The 22,885-nt window shown below is 66.6% G+C and carries 25 protein-coding genes; 14 read left to right on the top strand and 11 right to left on the bottom strand.

Going from position 1 to position 22,885, the window contains the following annotated elements:
* The first annotated feature begins 4 nt into the window (after nt 1-4).
* From rpmA to proB, 3 genes are all read left to right on the top strand, one after another.
* A complete protein-coding gene (gene rpmA, locus AC1DSA_RS16940; protein ID WP_477891249.1) occupies nt 5-265 on the top strand; it encodes a 50S ribosomal protein L27 in 261 nt (86 codons plus the stop codon).
* A 65-nt stretch (nt 266-330) separates the two neighbouring features.
* Nucleotides 331-1,407, top strand: a complete 1,077-nt coding sequence (gene cgtA, locus AC1DSA_RS16935; protein ID WP_477891247.1) for an Obg family GTPase CgtA — start codon at nt 331-333, stop codon at nt 1,405-1,407.
* 58 nt (nt 1,408-1,465) lie between these two features.
* On the top strand, nt 1,466-2,602 hold the full coding sequence (gene proB, locus AC1DSA_RS16930) for a glutamate 5-kinase (RefSeq protein ID WP_477891245.1): 1,137 nt from the start codon (nt 1,466-1,468) through the stop codon (nt 2,600-2,602).
* A 19-nt stretch (nt 2,603-2,621) separates the two neighbouring features.
* Here proB and AC1DSA_RS16925 read toward each other — a convergent pair whose 3' ends face one another.
* Nucleotides 2,622-3,140, bottom strand: coding sequence for a CNP1-like family protein (locus tag AC1DSA_RS16925; RefSeq protein WP_477891243.1), 519 nt, complete (start codon nt 3,138-3,140; stop codon nt 2,622-2,624).
* A complete protein-coding gene (locus tag AC1DSA_RS16920; RefSeq protein ID WP_477891242.1) occupies nt 3,130-3,783 on the bottom strand; it encodes an RNA pyrophosphohydrolase in 654 nt (217 codons plus the stop codon). The genes AC1DSA_RS16925 and AC1DSA_RS16920 overlap by 11 nt, the downstream gene beginning before the upstream one ends.
* Nucleotides 3,784-3,877: 94 nt before the next feature.
* On the opposite strand from AC1DSA_RS16920, the gene AC1DSA_RS16915 reads away from it, so the two are divergent.
* Together AC1DSA_RS16915 and AC1DSA_RS16910 are read left to right on the top strand one after the other, a co-directional pair.
* Complete coding sequence (locus AC1DSA_RS16915; RefSeq protein ID WP_477891240.1) at nt 3,878-5,623, top strand: proline--tRNA ligase; 1,746 nt, start codon at nt 3,878-3,880, stop codon at nt 5,621-5,623.
* Nucleotides 5,620-6,303: a lytic transglycosylase domain-containing protein gene (locus AC1DSA_RS16910; protein WP_477891238.1), complete on the top strand. Its 684-nt coding sequence runs from the start codon at nt 5,620-5,622 to the stop codon at nt 6,301-6,303. Before AC1DSA_RS16915 ends, AC1DSA_RS16910 begins: the two co-directional genes overlap by 4 nt.
* 4 nt (nt 6,304-6,307) lie before the next feature.
* On the opposite strand, the gene AC1DSA_RS16905 is transcribed toward AC1DSA_RS16910, so the two are convergent.
* The 5 genes from AC1DSA_RS16905 to hemA form a co-directional block, all read right to left on the bottom strand.
* On the bottom strand, nt 6,308-7,303 hold the full coding sequence (locus tag AC1DSA_RS16905) for an AAA family ATPase (RefSeq protein WP_477891236.1): 996 nt from the start codon (nt 7,301-7,303) through the stop codon (nt 6,308-6,310).
* A 195-nt stretch (nt 7,304-7,498) separates the two neighbouring features.
* Complete coding sequence (gene grxD / locus AC1DSA_RS16900) at nt 7,499-7,828, bottom strand: Grx4 family monothiol glutaredoxin (RefSeq protein WP_477891233.1); 330 nt, start codon at nt 7,826-7,828, stop codon at nt 7,499-7,501.
* A gap of 45 nt (nt 7,829-7,873) precedes the next feature.
* Complete coding sequence (prmC, locus tag AC1DSA_RS16895) at nt 7,874-8,698, bottom strand: peptide chain release factor N(5)-glutamine methyltransferase (protein WP_477891231.1); 825 nt, start codon at nt 8,696-8,698, stop codon at nt 7,874-7,876.
* Nucleotides 8,695-9,792 carry a peptide chain release factor 1 gene (prfA, locus tag AC1DSA_RS16890; RefSeq protein WP_477891229.1) on the bottom strand — a complete coding sequence of 366 codons (1,098 nt, stop codon included), beginning with the start codon at nt 9,790-9,792 and terminating at the stop codon, nt 8,695-8,697. The genes prmC and prfA overlap by 4 nt, the downstream gene beginning before the upstream one ends.
* 94 nt (nt 9,793-9,886) lie before the next feature.
* On the bottom strand, nt 9,887-11,158 hold the full coding sequence (hemA, locus tag AC1DSA_RS16885; protein WP_477891227.1) for a glutamyl-tRNA reductase: 1,272 nt from the start codon (nt 11,156-11,158) through the stop codon (nt 9,887-9,889).
* 79 nt (nt 11,159-11,237) lie between these two features.
* On the opposite strand from hemA, the gene AC1DSA_RS16880 reads away from it, so the two are divergent.
* Genes AC1DSA_RS16880 through queF form a run of 4 tightly spaced genes read left to right on the top strand, consistent with a single transcriptional unit; the run spans nt 11,238 to nt 14,021 of the window.
* Nucleotides 11,238-11,516 (top strand): hypothetical protein, encoded by a 279-nt coding sequence (locus AC1DSA_RS16880; protein ID WP_477891225.1) that lies wholly within the window; start codon nt 11,238-11,240, stop codon nt 11,514-11,516.
* 12 nt (nt 11,517-11,528) lie between these two features.
* Complete coding sequence (gene yaaA / locus AC1DSA_RS16875; protein WP_477891223.1) at nt 11,529-12,305, top strand: peroxide stress protein YaaA; 777 nt, start codon at nt 11,529-11,531, stop codon at nt 12,303-12,305.
* Nucleotides 12,306-12,307: 2 nt separating this feature from the next.
* The gene (locus AC1DSA_RS16870) at nt 12,308-13,168 is read left to right on the top strand and encodes a 2OG-Fe(II) oxygenase (protein WP_477891405.1); all 861 of its coding nucleotides are present in this window, start codon (nt 12,308-12,310) and stop codon (nt 13,166-13,168) included.
* Between the two features lie 7 nt (nt 13,169-13,175).
* Nucleotides 13,176-14,021 (top strand): NADPH-dependent 7-cyano-7-deazaguanine reductase QueF, encoded by an 846-nt coding sequence (queF, locus tag AC1DSA_RS16865; protein ID WP_477891221.1) that lies wholly within the window; start codon nt 13,176-13,178, stop codon nt 14,019-14,021.
* A 6-nt stretch (nt 14,022-14,027) separates the two neighbouring features.
* Here queF and AC1DSA_RS16860 read toward each other — a convergent pair whose 3' ends face one another.
* Both AC1DSA_RS16860 and AC1DSA_RS16855 read right to left on the bottom strand, forming a co-directional pair.
* Nucleotides 14,028-14,291 carry a hypothetical protein gene (locus AC1DSA_RS16860; protein ID WP_477891219.1) on the bottom strand — a complete coding sequence of 88 codons (264 nt, stop codon included), beginning with the start codon at nt 14,289-14,291 and terminating at the stop codon, nt 14,028-14,030.
* A gap of 98 nt (nt 14,292-14,389) precedes the next feature.
* The gene (locus tag AC1DSA_RS16855; protein WP_477891403.1) at nt 14,390-15,604 is read right to left on the bottom strand and encodes a Y-family DNA polymerase; all 1,215 of its coding nucleotides are present in this window, start codon (nt 15,602-15,604) and stop codon (nt 14,390-14,392) included.
* 121 nt (nt 15,605-15,725) lie between these two features.
* Between AC1DSA_RS16855 and AC1DSA_RS16850 the strand changes: the two genes are divergently transcribed.
* A complete protein-coding gene (locus tag AC1DSA_RS16850) occupies nt 15,726-16,754 on the top strand; it encodes a BLUF domain-containing protein (protein WP_477891217.1) in 1,029 nt (342 codons plus the stop codon).
* On the opposite strand, the gene AC1DSA_RS16845 is transcribed toward AC1DSA_RS16850, so the two are convergent.
* Together AC1DSA_RS16845 and argH are read right to left on the bottom strand one after the other, a co-directional pair.
* Complete coding sequence (locus AC1DSA_RS16845) at nt 16,748-17,896, bottom strand: alpha-hydroxy acid oxidase (RefSeq protein ID WP_477891215.1); 1,149 nt, start codon at nt 17,894-17,896, stop codon at nt 16,748-16,750. The two genes, AC1DSA_RS16850 and AC1DSA_RS16845, sit on opposite strands and share 7 nt — an antisense overlap.
* Nucleotides 17,897-18,066: 170 nt before the next feature.
* The gene (gene argH, locus AC1DSA_RS16840) at nt 18,067-19,461 is read right to left on the bottom strand and encodes an argininosuccinate lyase (protein WP_477891213.1); all 1,395 of its coding nucleotides are present in this window, start codon (nt 19,459-19,461) and stop codon (nt 18,067-18,069) included.
* A gap of 74 nt (nt 19,462-19,535) precedes the next feature.
* On the opposite strand from argH, the gene AC1DSA_RS16835 reads away from it, so the two are divergent.
* From AC1DSA_RS16835 to AC1DSA_RS16820, 4 genes are all read left to right on the top strand, one after another.
* Nucleotides 19,536-20,606 carry a sensor histidine kinase gene (locus AC1DSA_RS16835; RefSeq protein WP_477891211.1) on the top strand — a complete coding sequence of 357 codons (1,071 nt, stop codon included), beginning with the start codon at nt 19,536-19,538 and terminating at the stop codon, nt 20,604-20,606.
* 19 nt (nt 20,607-20,625) lie between these two features.
* A complete protein-coding gene (locus AC1DSA_RS16830; RefSeq protein ID WP_477891209.1) occupies nt 20,626-21,363 on the top strand; it encodes a LytR/AlgR family response regulator transcription factor in 738 nt (245 codons plus the stop codon).
* A gap of 118 nt (nt 21,364-21,481) precedes the next feature.
* Nucleotides 21,482-22,591 carry an AI-2E family transporter gene (locus AC1DSA_RS16825; RefSeq protein ID WP_477891207.1) on the top strand — a complete coding sequence of 370 codons (1,110 nt, stop codon included), beginning with the start codon at nt 21,482-21,484 and terminating at the stop codon, nt 22,589-22,591.
* A 29-nt stretch (nt 22,592-22,620) separates the two neighbouring features.
* Entirely contained in the window at nt 22,621-22,884 is a 264-nt protein-coding gene (locus AC1DSA_RS16820; RefSeq protein ID WP_477891205.1) for a DUF3297 family protein, read from the top strand.
* The last annotated feature ends 1 nt before the right edge of the window (nt 22,885 follow it).

The following is a 22,885-nucleotide window of genomic DNA, read 5'->3' as shown; positions in this document are numbered from 1 at the left end:
GGAAATGGCACAGAAAAAAGGCGGCGGCTCTACGCGAAACGGGCGTGATTCCCAGCCGAAAATGCTGGGCGTCAAGGCCTTCGGCGGCGAACTCATCAGCGCCGGCTCCATCATCGTGCGCCAGCGTGGCACCAAGTTCCATCCCGGCACGAACGTCGGCGTGGGCAAGGACCACACGCTGTTCGCCCTGGTGGATGGGCACGTGAGCTTCAAGATCAAGGGCTCGCTGAACAAGCACACGGTCAACGTGATCCCTGCCGCCTAAGGTAATCTTTAGCGGCAAGTCCAAAGCCCCGACTTGTCGGGGCTTTGTTTTTTTCAGGGCACACCATGAAGTTCGTCGACGAGGCATACATCGACATCGCTGCGGGCGATGGGGGCAACGGCTGCGTCTCGTTCCGCCACGAGAAATACAAGGAATTCGGCGGCCCGAACGGCGGCGACGGCGGTCGGGGCGGCCACGTCTACGCGGTGGCGGATCCCAACCTCAACACGCTCGTCGACTTTCGTTTCTCGCGTCGGCACGACGCCGGCCGCGGCGAACACGGCATGGGCTCGGACATGTTCGGGCACGCCGGCAACGACATCACTTTGAAGATGCCGGTGGGCACGATCCTCAGCGACGCCGAAACGGGGGAGGTGCTGTACGAACTCATGCAGCCTGGCGAGAAGATCATGATCGCCAAGGGCGGCGACGGCGGCTTCGGCAATATGCGGTTCAAGAGCTCAATCAACCGGGCGCCTCGGCAGAAGACGCCTGGCTGGCCGGGCGAGAAGAAGAACCTGAAGCTGGAACTGAAGGTGCTCGCCGATGTGGGCTTGCTGGGCATGCCCAATGCGGGCAAGTCCACGTTGATCGCCGCTGTGTCAAACGCGCGGCCGAAGATCGCCGACTATCCCTTCACGACCTTGCACCCCAATCTGGGCGTGGTACGCGTCGGACCTGAACAGAGCTTCGTCATCGCCGACGTCCCCGGCCTGATCGAAGGCGCGGCGGAAGGCGCCGGCCTGGGCCACCAGTTCCTGCGCCACCTGCAGCGGACCCGCCTGCTGCTGCACGTGATCGACATCGCCCCGTTCGACGAGGGCGTCGATCCGGTCGCCCAGGCGAAGGCCATCACCGCGGAACTGAAGAAGTACGATCAGGCGCTGTTCGAGAAGCCGCGCTGGCTGGTGCTGAACAAACTGGACATGGTCCCGGTCGACGAGCGCGCCGCGAGAGTGAAGGACTTCGTGAAGCGACTGAAGTACAAGGGGCCCGTCTTCGAGATCTCCGCGCTCACGCGCCAAGGCTGTGAACACCTGGTCCAGGCGATCTACCAGCACATTCGCGCGCAGCAGGTCGCCGAGCAGCCGCCGGTGGAAGTCGACCCACGCTTTGCCGGCAGCGACAATCCGGGTCCATGAACCCTGTTCGGTCCCCCGAAGGGGCGCGCGCTGCAGTCTGGAACACGGAGGCTTCCTGATGTCGGAGAGAAACGGATCGGCGACCCTGCGTGATGCGCGGCGCATCGTCGTCAAGGTGGGCTCCAGCCTGGTCACCAACGAAGGCCGTGGGCTGGACGAAGGCGCCATCGGCGAATGGTGCCGGCAACTGGCCGCATTGGCTGCGCAGGGCCGTGAAGTGATCATGGTTTCCAGCGGCGCCATCGCCGAGGGGATGAAGCGACTCGGCTGGACGACGCGCCCGCACGAACTCAATGAACTGCAGGCGGCAGCGGCGGTTGGCCAGATGGGCCTGGCGCAGATGTACGAGACCAAGCTGCGCGAGCACGGCCTGGCGTCCGCGCAGGTGCTGCTGACCCACGCGGACCTGGCAGACCGCGAGCGCTACCTCAACGCGCGCTCCACGCTCCTCACCTTGCTGTCCCTGCGCGTGCTACCCGTCATCAACGAGAACGACACGGTCGTCAACGACGAGATCAAGTTCGGCGACAACGACACGCTGGGGGCGCTGGTGGCGAACCTGGTGGAGGCCGACCTGCTGGTGATCCTCACCGATCAGAGAGGCTTGTACAGCGCCGATCCGCGCAAGGACCCGAACGCGCGCTTCATCCAGGAGGGTCGCGCGGGCGATCCGGCACTGGAGCAGATGGCCGGCGGCGCGGGTTCGAGCATTGGCAAGGGCGGCATGATCACCAAGGTGCTCGCGGCCAGGCGCTCCGCCGGTTCCGGGGCGTCGACCGTGATTGCGTCCGGCCGGGAACACGATTGCCTGCTGCGCCTGGCGCAGGGTGAAATCGTCGGCACGCTGCTGGTGGCCCCGACGCAGAAGAGCCAGGCCCGCAAGCGCTGGATGGCGGATCACCTCCAACTCCGGGGCGCCGTGACGATCGACGCCGGGGCCGTCTCCAAGCTGCGCGACGAGGGCAAGAGCCTTCTGCCGATCGGGATGACGGCGGTCGAAGGCGACTTCTCTCGCGGCGAAGTCATCGCGGTACGGGATCCGTCGGGGCAGGAAATCGCCCGCGGACTCGCCAACTACGCGGCGGCGGAGGCTCGTATGCTGTGCCGCAGGCCCTCCAGCGACATCGAGAAGCTCCTCGGGTACATGGCCGAACCCGAGATGATCCATCGGACCAACTTGGTCGTCACGCGTTAGACTAGGGGCGGGGGCGAAGCTAGCGGTTCACGCCGCCCCGTTCGAAGCGGCGGTCGACCGGCGCCCGCAGGTCGCGCACGATCTGCACCGCGGGCCCGTTGGGCGCGCGCCCGAGGCAAGCCCCGCTGCGCGCGATGGCCAGGCTGTAGCGCGCGTTGGGCACGCTGTACAGGTCCTTCCAGTCGCTTCCATTCGCCGCCACCCAGCCGCTGTCCGGGTTGTGCCGCGCATAGACCTTCACCTCGCCGGTGCTGCACCGGATGCCTTCGTAAATTCCGTTGGTGACGCCGGAGCTGCCTGCGGCGACCACGACGTAGCGCACGACCGAATCCGGTCCGACGCTCACGGAGTCGGGGTCGACGGCAAAGTGCAGACTGCTTGCGCCGCCCGGGACCTCCACGGGGATCAGGCCTTGTGTGCGCAGCGCCGGCGGTGGCGGGGCGTCGACTTCCTTCCAATCCGGGCTGTCGGGCGCAGGCTGTGCGCCGACGTAGAGGGAGGCGCCGGCCAGGGCCAGCGCCAGGAATCTAAGAAGCATGCTTTCCCTTGGCGGACGGTTGGTCCCGTCCCTGCGGATTCGGTTCGAACGTGGCGCCCGGAGGAAGCTCGATACCCGATCCCGGCACTGCGTCGGCGCCGTTGTCGTGCATGCCGTGTTCCGCCTCGCGCGAGCGCATGCCGCTGCGCAAGTAGCGGTTGCGGTGATCGGTGCGGGGCAGGTAGCGCGCCAGCTCGCGCAGGGCCATTTCGTAGACCCCCCGCTTGAACTCCACCACCACGTCCAGCGGCACCCAGTAATCGTTCCAGCGCCAGGCGTCGAACTCGGGGTGGTTGGTTGCACGCAGGTTGAGGTCCCAGTCCTGGCCGATCAACTGCAGCAGGAACCAGATCTGCTTCTGGCCCTTGTAATGGCCACGCGCGTCGCGGCGGATGTAGCGCTCGGGCACCTCGTAGCGCAGCCAGTCCCGGGTGCGCGCGACGATGCGCACATGATCCGGCTTCAACCCGACCTCCTCGTGCAGTTCCCGGAACATTGCCTGTTCGGGACTTTCGCCGCGGTCGATGCCGCCTTGAGGGAATTGCCAGCTGTGCGTCCGGATGCGTTTGCCCCAGAACACCTGGTTTTTCTGGTTGAGCAGGATGATGCCGACGTTAGGCCTGAAGCCGTCCCGGTCAAGCATAATCACACCCCAAATCTTTGAACTGAGTTCATTATGCACGGCGCCTCTGCGCGCTGGAAGGGCTCAGCCAATCCCACCTCCCTCGCCCGATTTGATGAGAGCCTCCCAGTTCCTGATTTCCACGCTCAAGGAAGCGCCCGCCGATGCGGAAGTGACCAGCCACAAGCTGATGATGCGGGCCGGCATGATCAAGAAACTGGGGGCCGGAATCTACACCTACATGCCCATGGGGCTGCGCGTGATCCGCAAGGTCGAGGCCATCGTGCGCGAAGAGATGAACCGCGCCGGCGCCGTCGAATGCAGCATGCCCGTCGTGCAGCCCGCCGAGCTTTGGCAGGAGACGGGGCGCTTCGAGAAGATGGGGCCCGAGCTGCTGCGCATCAAGGACCGGCACGATCGTGATTTCGTCGTGCAGCCCACCAGCGAGGAAGTCGTCACCGACATCGCCCGGCAGGAGTTGCGCAGCTACAAGCAACTGCCCAAGAATCTGTACCAGATCCAGACGAAGTTCCGCGACGAGCGCCGGCCCCGCTTCGGCCTGATGCGAGGCCGCGAATTCATCATGAAGGACGCGTACAGCTTCGACCGGGACCAGGCCGGTGCCAAACGAAGCTACGAGGTGATGGCGCAGGCCTATCGGCGCGTGTTCGATCGTTTCGGCCTGCGATACCGCGCCGTGGCAGCGGACAGCGGCGCCATCGGCGGCGACTTGTCCGAAGAATTCCAGGTGATTGCGGCCACGGGCGAAGATGCCATCGTCTACTGCCCGCAGAGCGAGTACGCGGCCAACATGGAGAAGGCGGAGGCGCTGGCGCCCATGGGTCCGCGTCCGTCCGCCGCGCAGTCCATGCAGAAGGTGCCCACGCCGGGCAAGAGCACCTGCGAACAGGTCGCCGAGCTCCTGAAGGTGCCGCTGGAGACCACCGTGAAGTCGCTGGTGCTGGCCACCGACAAGATGGACGCGCAGGGCGGCATCGTCGGCACGCAGGTCTGGCTGCTGCTGGTGCGCGGCGACCACGACATGAACGAGATCAAGGTGGGCAAGGTCCCGGGGCTGGATACAGGCTTCCGCTTTGCCACCGTGGCGGAGATCGAGGCGCATTTCGGCACCAAGCCGGGTTACCTCGGCCCGATCGGCATGAAGCAGGCGGCGAAGATCGTTGCGGACCGCGAGGTGGCCTGCATGGCCGACTGGATCTGCGGCGCCAACGAAGAGGGTTACCACCTCACCGGCGTGAACTGGGGCCGCGACCTGCCCGAGCCCGACGCAGTCGCCGACCTGCGCAATGTCGTGGAAGGAGACCCCTCGCCCGACGGCAAGGGCCGGCTCGCGATCGAACGCGGGATCGAAGTGGGGCACATTTTCTACCTCGGAACCAAGTATTCGAAGGCCATGAACGCCACATTCCTCGACGAGGACGGCAAGCCCAAGGTGTTCGAGATGGGCTGTTATGGCATTGGCATCACGCGTCTGCCGGCGGCGGCCATCGAGCAGAACCACGACGACCGCGGCATCATCTGGCCCGATGCGATTGCGCCGTTCACGGTGGTGGTCTGTCCCATCGGCATGGACCGCAGCGCGGAAGTGAAGGCAGCCGCTGAGAAGCTGCACGACGAGCTCGCCGGCGCAGGCGTCGACGTGATGCTGGACGATCGGGGCGAGCGCCCCGGCGCGATGTTCGCCGACTGGGAATTGATCGGGGTGCCCCATCGCGTGGTGCTGTCCGACCGCGGCCTCAAGGAGGGCCAGGTCGAATACCAGAACCGCCGCGACACGGCGGCGACCAAGATGCCCCTCGGCGAGATCGCGGCCTTCCTGAAGGGACGGCTCGCCGCGTGATCACCCGGCGCGGCTGTCTTGCCCCGGCCTTGGCCGGTGCCGGGCTCGCGCTCTTCGGCTCGCCCGCGCGCGCCGGCGGGCAGATCGAGGAGCCGCTCGCCGACTCGGTGCGCACGGCCCTCAGTTCGGCCATCGCCAACAGCGCTCCGCCCGTTCCCGACTTCACCGACATCGACCAGCGCCTGAAGTACTTGCGCTGGCTGGGCGCGATGAGCCAGCGCCTGCAACGGCGCAAGACGGAATGGGTCGAGCGCAAGGAATTCCTGCAGAGCGTCTGGTACGAGAGCAAGCGAGCGGGTCTCGATCCGTCGCTGGTGATGGGATTGATCCAGGTGGAGAGTGGCTTCCGCAAGTTCGCGGTCAGTCCGGTCGGCGCGCGGGGCTACATGCAGGTGATGCCGTTCTGGACCCGGCTGATCGGCGATGGCGATCCCTCCAGCCTGTTCCACATGCAGACCAACTTGCGCTTCGGCTGCGTGATCCTGCGTCACTACCTCGATCGCGAGAATGGCGACCTGTACATGGCGCTCGGCCGCTACAACGGCAGTCGTGGCCGGCCGCAGTATCCGAACGCTGTATTCGCCGCCAGCCGCACCTGGCAGTGGAACGAGGGCGCGCCGCCGCCGGTGTCGCCGATCCCCGGTGTGCCGCCCGAACGCGTGCCGGGCGGTCCGTCCTGACGCGTCAGTTCAGGAAACCGATCTTCGCGCGGCCGTTGCCGCACTTGGGCAGGTCATCCGCCTGCAGGCTGTCCCGGTGTGCCAGGCGTGCATTGCCGAAGCCTGTCATCAGAGCCCGGCGCATTTCGCGCGGGGCGAGTTCGGCCAGGCAGTCCAGCACGTCGTCCGCGGGATCTTCGTCGAAGCGCCTGCCCCAGCCGTGTTCGGTGCGGATCGAAAGGTACAGGTTGCGGGCAATGGCGCGCGCCTGTTCGGGCGTGGGCGCGTCGATCTCGAACACGTTCATGCGGTTGAGGATCGGCTCGGGAATGCAGCGATCGTCATTGGCGGTCATGATCCAGATCACCTGGCTCGCGTCGATCGCGACCTCCGCGAATTCGTCCATGAAGGTCTCGGCCGTGTCGTGCTCCAGCAGGCTGTAGAGGGAGCCGAGCGGGTCGTACTGGGCGTCGGCGCTTGCCTTGTCGATCTCGTCCACGACGATGACCGGGTTGGCGTACTGTCCGTCGACGAGTGCCTCGAACACCTTTCCTGGCTTTGCCCCCTTCCATTGCGAAGACGCGCCCGAGAGCAGCCAGCCCGCCGTCATCGAACTCATCGGGACCAGGCTCATGCCGGTGCCGAGCAGGTCCGCGAGCTGCCGCGCGAAGTGCGTCTTGCCGATGCCAGGTGGCCCGAGCAGCAGCATGGGGGTGATCTCGATGCCGTCGCCGGAGTCTTGCGCCAGCGCGACGTGGCGCTTCAGGTCGTCCAGCGCATCCGCGAAGTTGGGCAGTTGCTCGTACAGCCCGGCCATCTCCGGCACGCCGCTCGGCTTGACCTGGAAGCGTTCAGGGCCGCGCTCGAGCATGCGCTCATAGGTTGCACGGAGATTCTCGTGTTCCCGGGCCGACAGCTTGGCGAGCTTGCGCTCGACATCGTGCGGACGGAATACGTTGCGCAGGTTGGCGATGGGCAGTTTCAGGCCCGGGCTGTGCGGAACGAGGCTACGGGATTGCATCTTCCACTCCTTCACGACTGTGCTTCATTCCAGCATAGGCATCGAAGGCGGGCAACAAGTGGCTGCCCATTCGCACGAGCTTGTCAGTTGAAGTCGACAGTCCGGGGCGGAAGATGGGCCATTGGCAGCCGTGAGGGTGGAGTGCCAGCGTGCCCGGATGTCCGGGCACGAACGACAGCTGGGCGCTGCCGTGGATCAGGACTGGGCGGGCGTTCCCAGCACCTGCTGCAGTTCGCCGCTCTGGTACATCTCCATCATGATGTCCGAGCCGCCGACGAATTCACCGCGCACGTAGAGCTGCGGGATGGTCGGCCAGTTGCTGTATTCCTTGATGCCCTGGCGGATTCCATCGTCCTCCAGCACGTTCACGGTGGTGAGCTGCTTGGGATCGACCCCGCAAGCCTTGAGGATCTGCACGGCGCGGCCGGAGAAGCCGCACATGGGGAAGGACGCATTGCCCTTCATGAACAGCAGGATGTCGTTGTGTTTGACGAGGTCGTCGATGCGTTGCTGGGCGTCGCTCATGGGGAACTCTCTCCTGGGCAAGAACTTCGGATATCTGGCGCCGGATTATCCCAGTTCAAGCCAGCGGCCGCCGGAGCAGCGTTCGATGCCGGCCAGGTCCTTGCGGCTGATCACCGAAGCAAAGCCCGAGCCCTCTAACAAGCCCCGCACGGCGTCGGCCTGGTCCCATCCATGCTCCAGCAGCAGCCAGCCTCCGGGCTCCAGATGGGACGACGCTTCGTCGATGATGGCGCGCAGGTCGGCAAGGCCGTCCCTCCCCGCGACCAGAGCCTCGCGCGGCTCGTGTTCCAGGGCGGGCAGGTGGGCGTCTGACTCGGCAATGTAGGGCGGGTTGCTCACGATGAGCTGGTAGCGGCCGGCGCCCTGCAGCCAGCTGGCCTGGCGAAAGCGCACCGGCAGGTCCAGTCGGCGGGCATTGGCGCTCGCCACCTCGAGGGCGTCGCTGCTGCGATCCACCGCCTCCACCTGCGCATCGGGCCGGGCGGACTGGATCGCCAGTGCAATGGCGCCACTGCCGGTGCCCAGGTCGAGCACACGGGGCGCGGGCCCATCATCCAGCACCTGCAACGCCCACTCCACCACGGTCTCCGTGTCCGGCCTGGGAACCAGCACCCGTGCGTCCACTTGCAGGGGCAGGCCGAAGAATTCCTTTTCGCCGGTGAGATAGGCCAGCGGCTCGCCGGCAACTCGCCTCTTGCACAAAGCGAGAAAGCTTTCTCGGTGCTCGGCTCCCAGATCGTCTTCGTCGTGCGCGATCAGCCAGGCGCGCTCGCGACCTCCGCGCCCGAGGACGTACAGCAGCAGCAACTGCGCGTCCAGCCGCGCGACGCCCTGCGCGGCGGCTTCCGACAGCGCCTGCGAGAGAGTCACGCCCGTGCGGCGCCCATGCCGACCTCGAGCTCTTCCAGCTGCTCCGCGCGGCGCGCGAGCAGCAGGGCCTGGATCACCTCGTCCAGGTCGCCTTCCATGACGGCGCCCAACTTGTACAAGGTCAGGTTGATCCGGTGGTCGGTCATGCGTCCCTGCGGGAAGTTGTAGGTCCGGATGCGGTCCGAGCGGTCGCCGCTGCCGATCAGGCCCTTGCGCGTCGCCGCTTCCTTCGCCGCCCGCTCGGAGCGCTCCTTCTCCTGGATGCGCGCGGCGAGCACCTGCATGGCCTTCGCCTTGTTGCGGTGCTGGGAACGGTCGTCCTGGCATTCGGCGACGATGCCGGTGGGGAGGTGCGTGATGCGCACGGCGGAGTCGGTCTTGTTGACGTGCTGACCGCCGGCACCGGATGCCCGGTAGGTGTCGATGCGCAAGTCGGCAGGGTTGATCTGCACCGCCACGGCCTCGTCCGGCTCCGGCAGCGCCGCCACCGTGCAGGCGCTTGTGTGAATGCGTCCCTGGTTCTCGGTGGCCGGCACTCGCTGCACGCGATGGCCGCCCGACTCGAACTTGAGCTTGCCGTAGGCGGCGTCGCCAACGACGCGGATCACCACCTCCTTGTAGCCGCCGACCTCGCCTTCGCTCTCGCTCACGATCTCGGTGCGCCAGCCCTGCCGCTCCGCATAGCGCGTGTACATGCGCAGCAGGTCGCCTGCAAACAGCGCCGATTCGTCGCCGCCGGTGCCCGCCCGAATCTCGAGGAAGGCGTTGCGCACGTCGTCGGGATCCTTGGGCAGCAGCAGCCCCTGCAGCATATTCTCCAGGGAAGGCAGTTCCTCTGCGATGGCGGCCATTTCTTCCTTCGCCATCTCCGCCATCTCGGGGTCTTCGACCATCTCGCGCGCCTGCGCCAGGTCGCGCTCGCGCTGCTGGAAGCGCTGGAAGACGCCGTTGACTTCGGTGACCTCAGCGTGCTCGCGCGTCAGCTCGCGAAAGCGCGCCATGTCGTTCACCACCTCGGGCTGCGACAGATAGAAATCCAGTTCCTGGAGGCGGACGGGAAAGCGCTCGAGTTGCTGGCGGAGGAAAGGTTTCACGGTGGAAGGTCTCGTTGCGGGCTGGACCCGCATTCCATCGTGGCGGGCCGACACGTCAGGATGCCGGGACCGACCCGGCATGACGTGTGCGGCGCTAACGCTCTTTGCGCAGGAAGAAGTGCTCGATCGCCGCGCTGGCGCGCTGGCGGGATTCGGTGTCGCCGGCCCGCAGTTCGGCCATCGCGCCGTGCAGCATCTTCTGGGTGAGGCCGCGCGAGAGGGCTTCCAGCACGGCATCCACGTCTTCGCCTTTGGCGAGCAGCTTGCGGGCCCGTGCGAGTTCGACCGCACGCCACTCGTCTGCCTGGAGGTTGAGCTGCTGGATCAGCGGCACCACGTGGCGCTGGTCCATCCAGTGCACGAAGCTCTGCACGCCGGCGTCGATGATCGCTTCGGCCTGAGCCACCGCGGCTTGCCGGTTCGCGTGGCCGGCCTGGACCACATGCGCCAGGTCGTCCACGGTGTACAGGTAGACGTCTTCCAGTGCCTTGACTTCCTGCTCGATGTCGCGGGGCACGGCGAGGTCCACCATGAACATGGGGCGGTGCTTGCGGGCCTTGAGGGCGCGCTCCACGGCCCCGAGGCCGATGATGGGCAGCTGGCTGGCGGTGGAGCTCACCACCACGTCGAATTCATGCAGGCGCGAAGGCAGGTCCGCCAGGCGCATCACTTCCCCACCGAAGCGGCTGGCGAGTTTCTCGCCGCGCTCCAGTGTCCGGTTCGCGACGGCGATCGCCTTCGGGCTCTTGGCGGCGAAGTGCGTGGCTGCCAGCTCGATCATCTCGCCGGCGCCGACGAACAGCACCTTCACTTTGCCGAGATCCTCGAACAACTGCCCGGCCAGCCTGACGGCCGCAGCCGACATGCTGATCGAATGCGCTCCGATCTCGGTGGAAGTGCGGACTTCCTTGGCAACCGCAAACGAGCGCTGGAACAGCTGGTTCAGCGTGGTGCCCAGCGCACCGGCCTCGTCCGCGACGCGCACGGCGTCCTTCAGCTGGCCGAGGATCTGGGCCTCGCCCAGGACCATCGAGTCCAGTCCGCTTGCAACGCGGAAGGCGTGGCGGGCGACCCCTGCGTCCTGCAGCATGTAGGAGTGGCTGCGCAGCAGGCCTGCATTGACGCCGCCCGAGTGGGCCAGCCAGTCGACCGTGCTGTCGATGTCGTGTTGCGCGCCCGCGCAATAGATCTCGGTGCGGTTGCAGGTCGAGAGGATGGCCGCCTCAGGCGCGCGGCCGATCCGCGAGCCGACGCTGTCGCGCAAGGCGTGCAGCGTGGGCGCGATCTGGTCGATGGCGAAGGCAAAACGGCCCCGCAAATCCAGCGGTGCTGTCGTATGGTTAATGCCCAGGGCCCAGACTGCCATGCGCCGAATTATAAAATTCGATCCAGATCAAGTACTTAGGGTAGATCAATCCCACTTGTTCTAGATCAACTGCTGTCCCGTGGGCCCCATCGACTTCTCCATTCACCTGCTGAGCTTTTTCGCCCCGTCCTTCGCGGTCGCCGTCCTCGTGGCACTGGCCGGCCGGGTGGTGCTTCCGCGCAACAACCAGCCCAAGCGCTGGTGGTTGCCAGTTTCCCTCAACTTCCTCGCGGGCGCTGCGGCCCTGGTGGGAGGCTTGGTGCTGTTCGGCCGCGACGGAAAGATGCTCACCTATGCGGGCATGCTGGTCGCGATCGCCAGCGCCCAATGGCTCGGCGGCCGTGCCTGGCGCTCCTAGAATCGGCCCCCCATGCTGTTCCTGCTCTCTCCGGCCAAGACCCTGGACTACGAATCGCCGTTGCCGGACCTTCCCCACACGCTGCCCGCCTTCGTCCACGATGCCTCGCGCCTGATCGAGGTGCTGCGCCGCAAATCGCCGCAGGAACTGGCTTCGATGCTGGACATCAGCGACCCCTTGGCCGCGCTCAATGTCGCCCGCTACCAGGCGTGGACGCCCAAGTTCACCGGACGCAATGCCAGGCAAGCCATCCTGGCCTTCGACGGGGACGTCTACGACGGCCTCCAGGCGCGGCAGCTGAAACCGGCCGACCTGGAATGGGCGCAGCAGCATCTGCGCATGCTGAGCGGCCTGTACGGTGTGCTGCGTCCGCTCGACTGGATGCAGCCCTACCGCCTGGAAATGGGGACCTCCCTCCAAGTCGGTCCTGCCGCCAACCTGTACCAGTACTGGGGCAGCCGCATCGCCGAGAACCTCAACCAGGCCCTGGCCGCGGACAAGACGCCGGTGGTGGTGAACCTGGCATCCCAGGAGTATTCCCGTGCGGTGGATCGCCGGGCGCTGAAGTCCAGGGTGATCGACTGCGTATTCGAAGAGTGGCGACCAAGTGGCTGGAAGGTCATCAGCTTTTCCGCCAAGAAGGCGCGCGGCCTGATGGCGCGGTATGCGATCACCCGCCGGGTGGAGACCCCGCGCAATCTTGAAAAATTCAACCTCGAAGGCTATGCCTTCGACCCTGCCGCTTCGCAAGCCGAGCGGCTGGTGTTCAGGCGCAGGATGGCACCATGACCATGACAGGAACCACGCACCAGCAGGTGACGCCCGAGTTGCGCAAGTGGATCGTGGAGCAGGCCCAGGCCGGGCACGACGCCGCGTCCGTGCTCAAGGCCATGCTGGCGTCAGGCTGGAACCAGGATACCGCGGTGGAGGCGATGGAGAGCACGCTGCGCGATCACCTGGAAGGGCAGGCCCGCGCGGACGGACTGCCGCCCGCGGCACGGGTGCCGGATCCACCGCTGGAAGAGTCGCCTTTGTACCTGGACGCGGGCGACCGGCGCGTCGAGGTGCTGCAGGCGATGTACGCCCCGCGCGTGGTGGTGTTCGGGAAGCTCCTGTCCGATGAGGAGTGCGAACAGCTGATCGCGCTCGCCACGCCCCGCCTCGCGCGCTCCCTGACGGTCGCGACCAAGACCGGCGGCGAAGAGGTCAATGCCGACCGCACCAGCCACGGCATGTTCTTCCAGCGAGGCGAGAACGACGTGGTGCGGCGCATCGAGGAACGCATCGCCCGGCTGGTGAACTGGCCGGTGGAAAACGGCGAGGGACTGCAGATCCTGCAGTACGGTCCGGGCGCGGAATACAAGCCGCACTACGACTACTTCGACCCGACGGAGCCAGGGACCCCCACCATCCTGAAGCGGGGTGGCCAGCGGGTGGCGACCCTGGTGATGTACCTGGGCGAACCGGAAAAAGGCGGTGGAACGGTCTTCCCGGACGTCCACATGGAAGTGGCGCCGCGCCGTGGCAACGCCGTGTTCTTCAGCTACGAGCGCCCGCATCCCTCCACCCACACGCTGCATGGCGGCGCGCCGGTGCTGGCGGGCGAGAAGTGGATCGCCACCAAGTGGCTGCGCGAGCGCCGCTTCGAGTAAGGGGGCCATGACTACTCCCGAACGCTCCCAGCTTGGCAAGCCGGTCAGCTACCCCGACCGGTACGACGCCACCCTGCTTTTCCCGCTCGCCCGCTCCCCCAAGCGCGAAGAGATCGGGATCGCCGGGGCGCCGCCTTTTTTCGGCGCCGACCTCTGGACGGCCTTCGAACTGAGCTGGCTCAATCCCCGCGGGAAGCCGCAGGTCGCGATCGCGCATTTCACGGTACCGTGCGAGAGCCCCAACATCATCGAAAGCAAGTCGCTCAAGCTCTACCTCGGCAGTTACAACGCCACAGTCTTTGGCAGCGCCGATGAAGTCCGCGACCGCCTCCGCGCCGACCTCAGCGAGGTGGTATGGCGTGGCGCGCCAACCCAATCGTCCGTGGGGGTTCGGCTCCTGATGCCCGACGTGTTCGATCGGGAGCCCGTGCACGAGCTGGACGGACTGAGCCTCGACCGCCTCGACATCGAGTGCGACCGCTACACGCCGGCCCCGGAGTTGCTGACGGCGGCCTTCGACGAGCAACCGGTGGAGGAGGTGTTGACCAGCAACCTGCTCAAGAGCAACTGCCTGGTCACGGGGCAACCGGACTGGGGCAGCGTTCAAATCCGCTACACGGGTCCGCAGATCGAGCAGGGCGGGTTGCTGCGCTACCTGGTGAGCTTTCGCAACCACAACGAATTCCACGAGCAGTGCGTGGAACGGGTCTTCATGGACATCTGGCGGCAGTGCAAGCCCGTGCGCCTGGCGGTCTATGCCCGTTACACGCGCCGCGGCGGGCTGGACATCAATCCACTGAGGACCAGCCATCCCATGGCCTTGCCGCCCAACATCCGGACGGCCCGGCAGTAGCAGCCGTCAGCGGACGGCAATCCAGTCGCAGCGCAGGCGCCGGGCCCGGTGGGCCTTCGCTCGCCAGGCCACGTAGATCGTGGGGGCCGACATGGCCAGGGCCAGCAAGGGCGCGGCCCAGAGCGCATCGAAGGTGAAGGCCGGAATCCATCCGACCCAGCCAACGATCCAAAGCGTCAGCATCACGTCCCAGGCGTGGTATTCGACGGGATGTTCGCGCTGGTGGCTCACGTGCCACCGCTTGATTCGCTGCAAGGCGTCCAGGTCCATGAAACGTCCTCCTCGCGCCGCCCGCCACCGCGAGGGCTTGAGGTCAATGTAAGTTCCGCGTAAGGCGCTGTCTATCGGCCGAAGGACGTACCCCGGTGTCAGCCGCCATCCCGAGCGGACAGTCCATCTTGGAACAGGTCCGGCGTCTGCTCCGCGGCCACAGGGGGCGTTGCGGGGCGCAGCACCGGCGTCTGGAGGTCGCCATCGACCCGGGCCAGCTTTCCCACGCGCACGCCGAGCAGGCGCAGCCGGGGGCCCAGGTCGACGCGTTTGAGGCACTGGCCAGCGGCGCGCCGGATGGTGGCCGCGTCTGCGGTGAAATGGTCCAGGGTCAGATCGCGGGTGGCCGTGCGGAAGTCGTCGTAGCGCAGCTTGATGCCGATGGTGCGCCCCACGTAGCCCTTGCGCCGGAGGTCCTCGGCCACCCGGCTGCACAGGTCGGTGAAGATGGCGCCCAGCTGGGAGCGGTCGCGCACTGCGTGCAGATCCCGCTCGAAGGTGGTCTCACGGCTCATGGACACGGGTTCGCTTTCCGTGACCACCGGCCGGTCGTCCCGCCCCCAGGCTGCGTCATGCATCCAGGCGCCGTAGGCTTGGCCGAAATTGTCGATCAGCCAGTCCCGCGGCTGCGCGGCGATGTCGCCGATGGTGTGCACATGCAGGCGGTGCAGCTTGGCTTCCGACTTCGGGCCGATGCCGTTGATCTTGCGCACCGGCAGCGGCCAGATCTTCGCCTGCACGTCCTCCTCGAGCACGATGGAGATGCCGTTGGGCTTGTTGAACTCGCTGGCCATCTTGGCGATCAGCTTGTTCGGCGCGACGCCGATGGAGCAGGTGAGGCCCGTCGCCTGGACGATCGATTTCTGGATCAAGCGCGCCAGCACCCTGCCGCCTTCGCGCTGGCCGCCCGGCACGTCGGTGAAGTCGACGTAGACCTCGTCGATGCCGCGATCCTCCATCACCGGCGCGATCTCCTGGATGACGCCTTTGAAGGTGCGCGAAAAGCGCCGCACTTCGTCGAAGTCCACCGGCAGGACGATCGCCTGCGGGCACAGCCGCGCGGCCTTCATCATGCCCATGGCCGAGCCGACGCCGAACTGGCGGGCGGGGTAGGTGGCGGTGGTGATCACGCCGCGGCCCACATAGTCCTTGAGCAGCGGGAACGCGTCCACTGGAATGTGCGCCAGCGGTCGATCGGCGTAGCGCTGGAGCAGCATGTCGTCGGTGCGCCGCCGCCCGCCGCCGATCACCACCGGCAGCCCCTTGAGCTGCGGGTAACGCAGCAATTCGACGGACGCGAAGAAGGCGTCCATGTCCAGATGGGCGATTCGACGCAGCTTGGGCACGGAACGAATTGTGCAATTACGCCGAACCCGTGCCCGGCAGTTGATTTATGACAAATCGTTACGAACTCTCGGCAGGGATCATCGGCCCATGGATCGTTGGGAGTCAGACCAGGGCGCCGAGAGCACCGATTGCGCGGTTGCGCGCATCGTGTACGCAAGCCAGGCCACCATCTCGCAAAGCATCTATGCCGAGATGGAGAAGATTCGCGCCAGTGCGTTGAAGCACAACGAGCCGGCGGGCATAGCGACCGCGTTGCTCTACCAGTCGGGGTGGTTTGTGCAGTGGAAGGAAGGGCCGGGGCCGAAGTTGCTGAAGCTCATGGACCGGGTCGCCGGAGATGGTCGCCACCACGACCTGCGCGTGGTGCACCGCAGTCGCGGGCCGCGCCTGCTCAGCGGACCCTGGTCGATGGCCGTCGTGCAGTGCCAGGAGACCGGCTCGGACATGGAAGAGCGGGTGCGCCGCCTCAAGCTGCAAGTCGACGAGGGACGCCAGTTTTCGCCTGCGGCCATCTGGAGACGCCTGTCGACGCCGATGGAGCATCCGGGTGCGATGCACCACTACGACCCCGATGGCTTCCAGCGGGTGCTCGTTTGCTCGGCTGCGGGTACCAGTTCGTTCGACATGGTCAACTGGCTCGGGGAGCGCTACGCCACCGAGGTCGTGCACCGCCGTTTCGCCGGCGCCCACGACCTCGACGTCGGCACCAATTACGTCGATTTCCACCAGGGTGGGCGTGTGCTGCGCGTGATCGCCATGGCGCGGCACGGACTGACCGTGCCGCTCACCCGGGCCTTCATGGCCGACTACTCGCACTTCGTCCTGCTGCTCTCGCTCGATGCGGACCGCAACCTGCAGTTGATGGAACGCGTGTTGGAGGCCTATTCGACGATGCAGCAGCCGCCCGTCCTGGTGGGCGTCGCCAGCCGGCCCGAGATGCACACGCTGCCCCATGCGTTGGCGAGGCGCTTCCACCTTCCTTACCAGCTGGCGGTCGCGGATTCGCGCGAATGGGAGTCGAGCTGGCATGCGCTGGAGCCGCTCCTCGCCGGCTGGCAACTGGCCGCCAACAGTTCCGGCATGGACGGAGCCTGGCGCGCGGCCTTCGCTCAGTAAGTCCCGGGCAGCAGGACGCCGCGGTCCACGTCCTGGATGTTCGTGCGCCCGCAGAAGGCCATTGAAAGGTCCAGCTCGTTGCGGATGATCTCCAAGGCACGCTCCACGCCTTGCTGCCCCATCGCTCCCAGTCCGTAGAGCATGGCGCGGCCGATGTACGTGCCGCGCGCGCCCAAGGCCACGGCCTTCAGGACATGCTGGCCGGAGCGAATCCCGCCGTCCATGTGCACCTCGATGCGATCGCCCACGGCTTCGACGATGTGGGGCAGCGCGGAGATGGAAGAGGGCGCTCCATCGAGCTGCCGGCCGCCGTGGTTGGACACGATGACGGCATCGGCACCCGAGTCGGCCGCCAGTTTCGCATCCTCGACGTCCTGCACGCCCTTGAGGATCAGCTTGCCGCCCCAGCGGTTCTTGATCCATTCCACGTCGTTCCAGGACAGCCGCGGATCGAACTGCTTGGCCGTCCATTCGGACAGGGAGCCCATGTTCTCCACGCCCTTCACGTGGCCGACGATGTTGCCGAACTGCCGGCGCCTCGTGCCGAGCATGCCCATGCACCACCGCGGCTTGCTGGCCATGTTCAGGATGTTCGGCAGGGTGAGCTTGGGTGGCGCGGAAAGGCCGTTCTTCAGGTCCTTGTGACGCTGTCCGAGGATCTGGAGGTCGAGCGTCAGCACCAGCGCGGAACAGTTGGCGGCCTTGGCGCGGTCGATCAGTGCCTCGATGAAGCCACGGTCGCGCATGACATACAGCTGGAACCAGAAGGGATGCCGGTTGGTCGCTTCGGCGATGTCCTCGATCGAGCAGATGCTCATGGTCGAGAGCGTGAACGGGATGCCCATGTTGCGCGCCGCCCGGGCCGCGAGGATCTCGCCATCCGCATGCTGCATGCCCGTGAGGCCGGTCGGCGCAATGGCCACGGGCATCGCCACGTCCTGGCCGACCATGGTGGTGCGCAGGGTGCGGTCTTCCATGTTCACCGCCACCCGCTGGCGCAGCAGGATGCGGTCGAAGTCCGCCTCGTTGGCCCGGTAGGTGCTTTCCGTCCAGGAACCCGAGTCGGCATAGTCATAGAACATCCGCGGCACGCGCTTCTGTGCAAGCACCCGCAGGTCCTCGATGTTGGTGATGACGGGCAAGGCAGGTCTCCTCTGGTATGGCGGCAGATGGTAGCGGCTCGCGCCGGCGGCCGACCTGAAGAAATTTCGGCGGCGGCGGAATTGCCTTCAACCCCTTGCCCGCTGCCTGGCGTCATCGAACGCACGACAACCGCCCGGCCAAAGGGCCGGGGAGGACGTCCGCCCAGCGACTAGGCGCCCAGCCGCTTCTGGTGCCGCGCGATCTGCGTCCGCACCTGGGCCGGCGCCGTGCCGCCCAGCGTGTTGCGCGCGTTCAGCGAGCCGCGCAGCGAAAGGTGGTCGTACACGTCCTTGCCGATGGCGGCGTTGAACTGCTGCAGCACCGCCAGCGGCAGTTCGCTCAGGTCGCAGTTGTGCGACACGGCGGCCTTGACCGCGTGCGCGACGGTCTCGTGGGCGTCGCGGAAGGGCAGGCCTTTCTTCACCAGGTAGTCGGCCAGGTCGGTGGCCGTCGCGTAGCCCTTGAGCGCGGCCTGCTCCATCGCCTGCGGCTGCACCGTGATCCCGCCCGCCATTTCCGCAAAGATGCGCAAGGTGTCCTTGAGCGTGTCGACGGTGTCGAACAGGGGCTCCTTGTCTTCCTGGTTGTCCTTGTTGTAGGCGAGCGGTTGCCCCTTCATCAGCGTGATGAGCGCCATCAGGTGGCCCACGACGCGGCCGGTCTTGCCGCGGGCGAGCTCCGGCACGTCCGGGTTCTTCTTCTGGGGCATGATCGACGAGCCGGTGGTGAAGCGGTCGGCGATCCGGATGAAGCTGAAGTTCTGCGACATCCACAGGATCAGCTCCTCGGAGAAGCGGCTCACGTGCACCATCACAAGCGAGGCGGCCGCCGCGAACTCGATCGCGAAGTCGCGGTCGCTGACCGCGTCCAGGGAGTTCTGGCACACCGCTTCCATGCCCAGCTCCCTGGCGACGGACTCCCGGTCCAGCGGATACGTCGTGCCGGCCAGGGCGGCGGCGCCGAGGGGCAGCCTGTTCACGCGCTTGCGCACGTCCAGCATGCGCTCGTGGTCGCGCGCGAACATCTCGACGTAGGCCAGCATGTGGTGGCCGAAGCTCACCGGCTGCGCCACCTGCAGGTGGGTGAACCCGGGAAGCACGACGTCCACGTTGTGCTCGGCGAGGGTCAACAGGGCCTTCTGCAGGTCCAGCAGCAGGTCGGCGATCAGGTCGATCTCGCCTCGCAGCCACAGGCGCACGTCGGTGGCGACCTGGTCGTTGCGGCTGCGCCCGGTGTGCAGGCGCTTGCCGGCGTCGCCCACGATCTGGGTCAGCCTGGCCTCGATATTGAGGTGGACGTCCTCCAGGTCCAGCTTCCATTCGAACGCCCCGGCGCCGATTTCCTGGCGGATCTGGTCCATGCCGCGCCGGATGTCCGCCAAATCCGTTGCAGAAATGACACCCTGTTTTTGCAACATCGCTGCGTGCGCCAGGGACCCGGCGATGTCGGCCTGCCACAGTCTCTTGTCGAAGAACACACTGGCGGTGTAGCGTTTTACGAGGTCGCTCATGGGTTCGCTGAAGAGGGCGGACCACGCCTCGGACTTGTGATCGAGTTGACTCATAGGGGATGCACGGATGCGCTTGCGGATGGGCAGGGAGCTTGGCTTCACCAATAATGAAGGCCGAAGGAGGGCCGATGGACGCGCTTGAGCGCGCACACAGTCTGATGGACGACTCGCAACTATTATCCGCGTTCCAGGAATTGTCCCGGTCGGCCAAGCCGCTGGCAAAACCGCGGCCGACCATGGTTTTCGACACCTGCCAGCTGGGCGTGGTGCTGCGGTCCGTGCTGTTCGTGGAAGCCGTGATGGCCGTGGGCGCCACCTTTGCCGCCGGCGGAGTGATCGAGTGGCTGCAGCGGGTGGCGATCCTCAGCGGCGCCGCCTTGCCCGGCACCATCGGCTGGCTGGCGATCACCTGCGGCGGCAAGAACCTGTTCGCCCGCCTCCCGGCAGCCTGGCAACAGGGCGTCGCCGTGGCGCTCGGCGCATTGGCCGGCCTGGTCGGCTGCGCCCTCCTGGCCCTCGTGGGGGCGCCCCGTTCCAGTCCCTGGCTCGCCTCCGCCCTGGCCGGGGCGCTCCTGTCGGCGGTCATGGTGGCGACCCTGGTGCTGCGTGCCAAGGGCAGCCTGCCCGCGGAGACGGCGGCGCGGCTTGCCGAGTTGCAAGCGCGCATCCGACCGCACTTCCTTTTCAACAGCCTGAACAGCGCCATCGCGCTGGTCAGGGAGGACCCGGCCCGCGCGGAACATCTGCTGGAGGATCTCAGCGAGTTGTTCCGGCATGTGCTCGTGGCCAAGACGGATGCCGCCACGCTGGCCGAAGAAGTGCAGGTGGCGCGCCATTACCTGGACATCGAACAGGTCCGTTTCGGCGACCGCCTGCGGGTGCAGTGGGCCATCGACCCCGACGCCGCCAAGGCGCGGGTCCCGGCGTTGTTCCTGCAGCCCTTGGTGGAGAATGCGGTCAAACACGGGGTGGAGCCGAGCCCCACGGGGGCCGACGTGAAGGTATCGACGCAGAAACGGGGCAGCGTCGTGGTGATCAAGGTGACGAACACCGTGCCTGCCGGACAGGGACGTCCCGGCAATGGCGTGGCGTTGGGCAACGTGAGGGACCGGCTGCGGCTGCTGCATGACATGCAGGCGCAGTTCCAGACTGCGCTCATCGATGGGCGCTACCAGGTGCGGATGGAAGTTCCGGCATAACGAGCGACGGAGAAAAAACATGGGCTTGAAGATGCTGTTGGTGGACGACGAGCCGTTGGCGCGCTCGCGCCTGCGAACCTTGCTGGCGGACTGCAAGGCGCCGGCGGCCGAAGTCGCGGGTGAAGCGGCCAATGCCGCCCAGGCGATGGAGCACCTGCGGCGCCAGAGCTACGACGGCGTCTTGCTGGACATCCACATGCCCGGCGCCGACGGCCTGGCGCTCGCGCAGGTGCTGCGCACCTTGCCCGAGCCGCCCGTGGTGGTGTTCGTCACGGCCTATGCTGAACACGCGGTCACGGCCTTCGAACTGGAGGCGGTGGACTACCTGACCAAGCCTGTGCGGCTGGAGCGCCTTGAGCAGGCGCTGGCCCGGGTGGAAAAGGCCCGCCAGGCCCGCGCCGGCGGCCCGGAACCCGAGCAGGAAGTGCTCGTGATCCAGGATCGGGGTCGCACCGAACGCGTCCCGGTGACCGAGGTGCTGTATTTCAAGGCGGAATTGAAGTACATCACGGTCCGCACGGCCGCCAGAAGCTATATCCTCGACGGTTCGCTCAGCGACCTTGAGGACCGCCACGGCGCGCAGTTCCTGCGGGTGCACCGGAATGCGCTGGTTTCCCGGCGCGCCGTGCGTGCGCTCGAAAAGCACTTCGACGCGGAGGAAGGCGAGGGCTGGGCGGTGCGCCTGAACGGGATCGAAGAATCCCTGGCCGTGTCGCGGCGCCAACTGAGCGCCGTGCGGGAGGCGCTGGCAAGTTGAGCAACGAGGGCAGGGGACTCGCAGCAGTGGCAGGTTCAACGTGAGTTCCAATTCACCCGATGCTGGCGGCGGCGAGGACATTCCTCGCAAACCGTACGATCTCAGTCAGCCCCCTGAGGTGCTGCTTCCTCTGTCCCAGAACGTCCGCAGCGTGGCGCTCGGGGTGTTGATGGTGCTCGCCGTGCTCGCCGTGCTCAAGCTGGCCAGCGGCTTCTTCATTCCCCTGATGATCGGCCTGGTCTTCAGCTACGCGCTGTCACCGGTCGTGGATGGCTGCCAGCGCTGGCGCATCCCGCGGTCGCTGACTGCCGCAATCCTGGTCCTCGGAATCCTCGGAGGCACCGGCGCGGCGGTCTACTCGCTCTCCGATGACGCCAACGAGCTGATTTCGACCCTGCCGGACGCCGCACGCAAGGTGCGCGATTCCCTGCGCCGCAGTCCGAAGACGAGCAGCAAGACTCTGGACTCGGTGCAGCAGGCCGCCGCGGAACTGCAGCGCGCCGCCGAGGATGCGGCTGCCACCGGCGCAACCGTCGCCCCCCGAGGCGTGCCGCACGTGATCGTGGACAAGCCGCGGTTCGACCTGCGCGACCACCTGTGGACGGGCACGCTGGGCGTGGCCACCGGTATTGGCCAGCTGGTCATCGTCGCCTGTTTGACCTTTTTCCTGCTCACTTCCGGCGACACGTTCCGGCGCAAGCTGGTGAAGATCACCGGGCCGGGCCTGGCCGAGAAGAAGCTCACCGTGCAGGCCCTGGACGAAATCAATGCGCAGATGAAGCGCTACCTGCTCGTGCAGGTGCTGGCCAGCGTGGGAACCGGCGTGGCGACGGGCGTCTTGTTTGCGCTGGTGGGGTTGAACCACGCAGCCGTGTGGGGCGTGGCGGCCGGCATCCTGAACCTCATTCCCTACGTTGGCCCCATCGTGGTGACGGGGGCGTCGGCGCTGGTGGCCTTCCTCCAGTTCGGCGGCAGTCCTCAGATGGCGCTGCTGGTGGGCGGAATATCCATGGGGATCGACACCCTCAAGGGCTACGTGCTGGTGCCTTGGGCCACGAGCAAAGCCACGAGCATGAATGCGGTGGCCGTCTTCATCGGGGTGCTCGCCTGGGGCTGGCTCTGGGGGGTCTGGGGCCTGCTGCTCGGCATGCCGATCCTGATGGCCGTCAAGGCCGTTTGCGATCGCGTCGACCACCTGAACCCGATCGGCGAACTGCTCGGCACCTGAGCTCGCCGTATCCGGGACAATACGCGCCCATGACCGATACGCCGTCCACCGACCCTGCATCCCGGCCGCCCTTGCCGGACCACCTCTCCGTCGACCCCCGCAGCCCGCACCACGACGCCGCCGTGTGCGAACACGACATCGGCATCCGCTTCAACGGCAAGGAACGCCACGACGTGGAGGAGTACTGCATCAGCGAAGGCTGGATCCGGGTTCCGGCCGGCAAGACCCTGGATCGCAAGGGCAAGCCGCTGCTGATCAAGCTCAAGGGCGCCGTCGAGCCGTTCTACCAGTAGG

Source organism: Ramlibacter sp. P4_H7, from assembly GCF_056400765.1.
The sequence above is the reverse complement of the archived record's forward strand: the minus strand, read 5'-3'. Positions and strand labels throughout refer to the sequence as shown.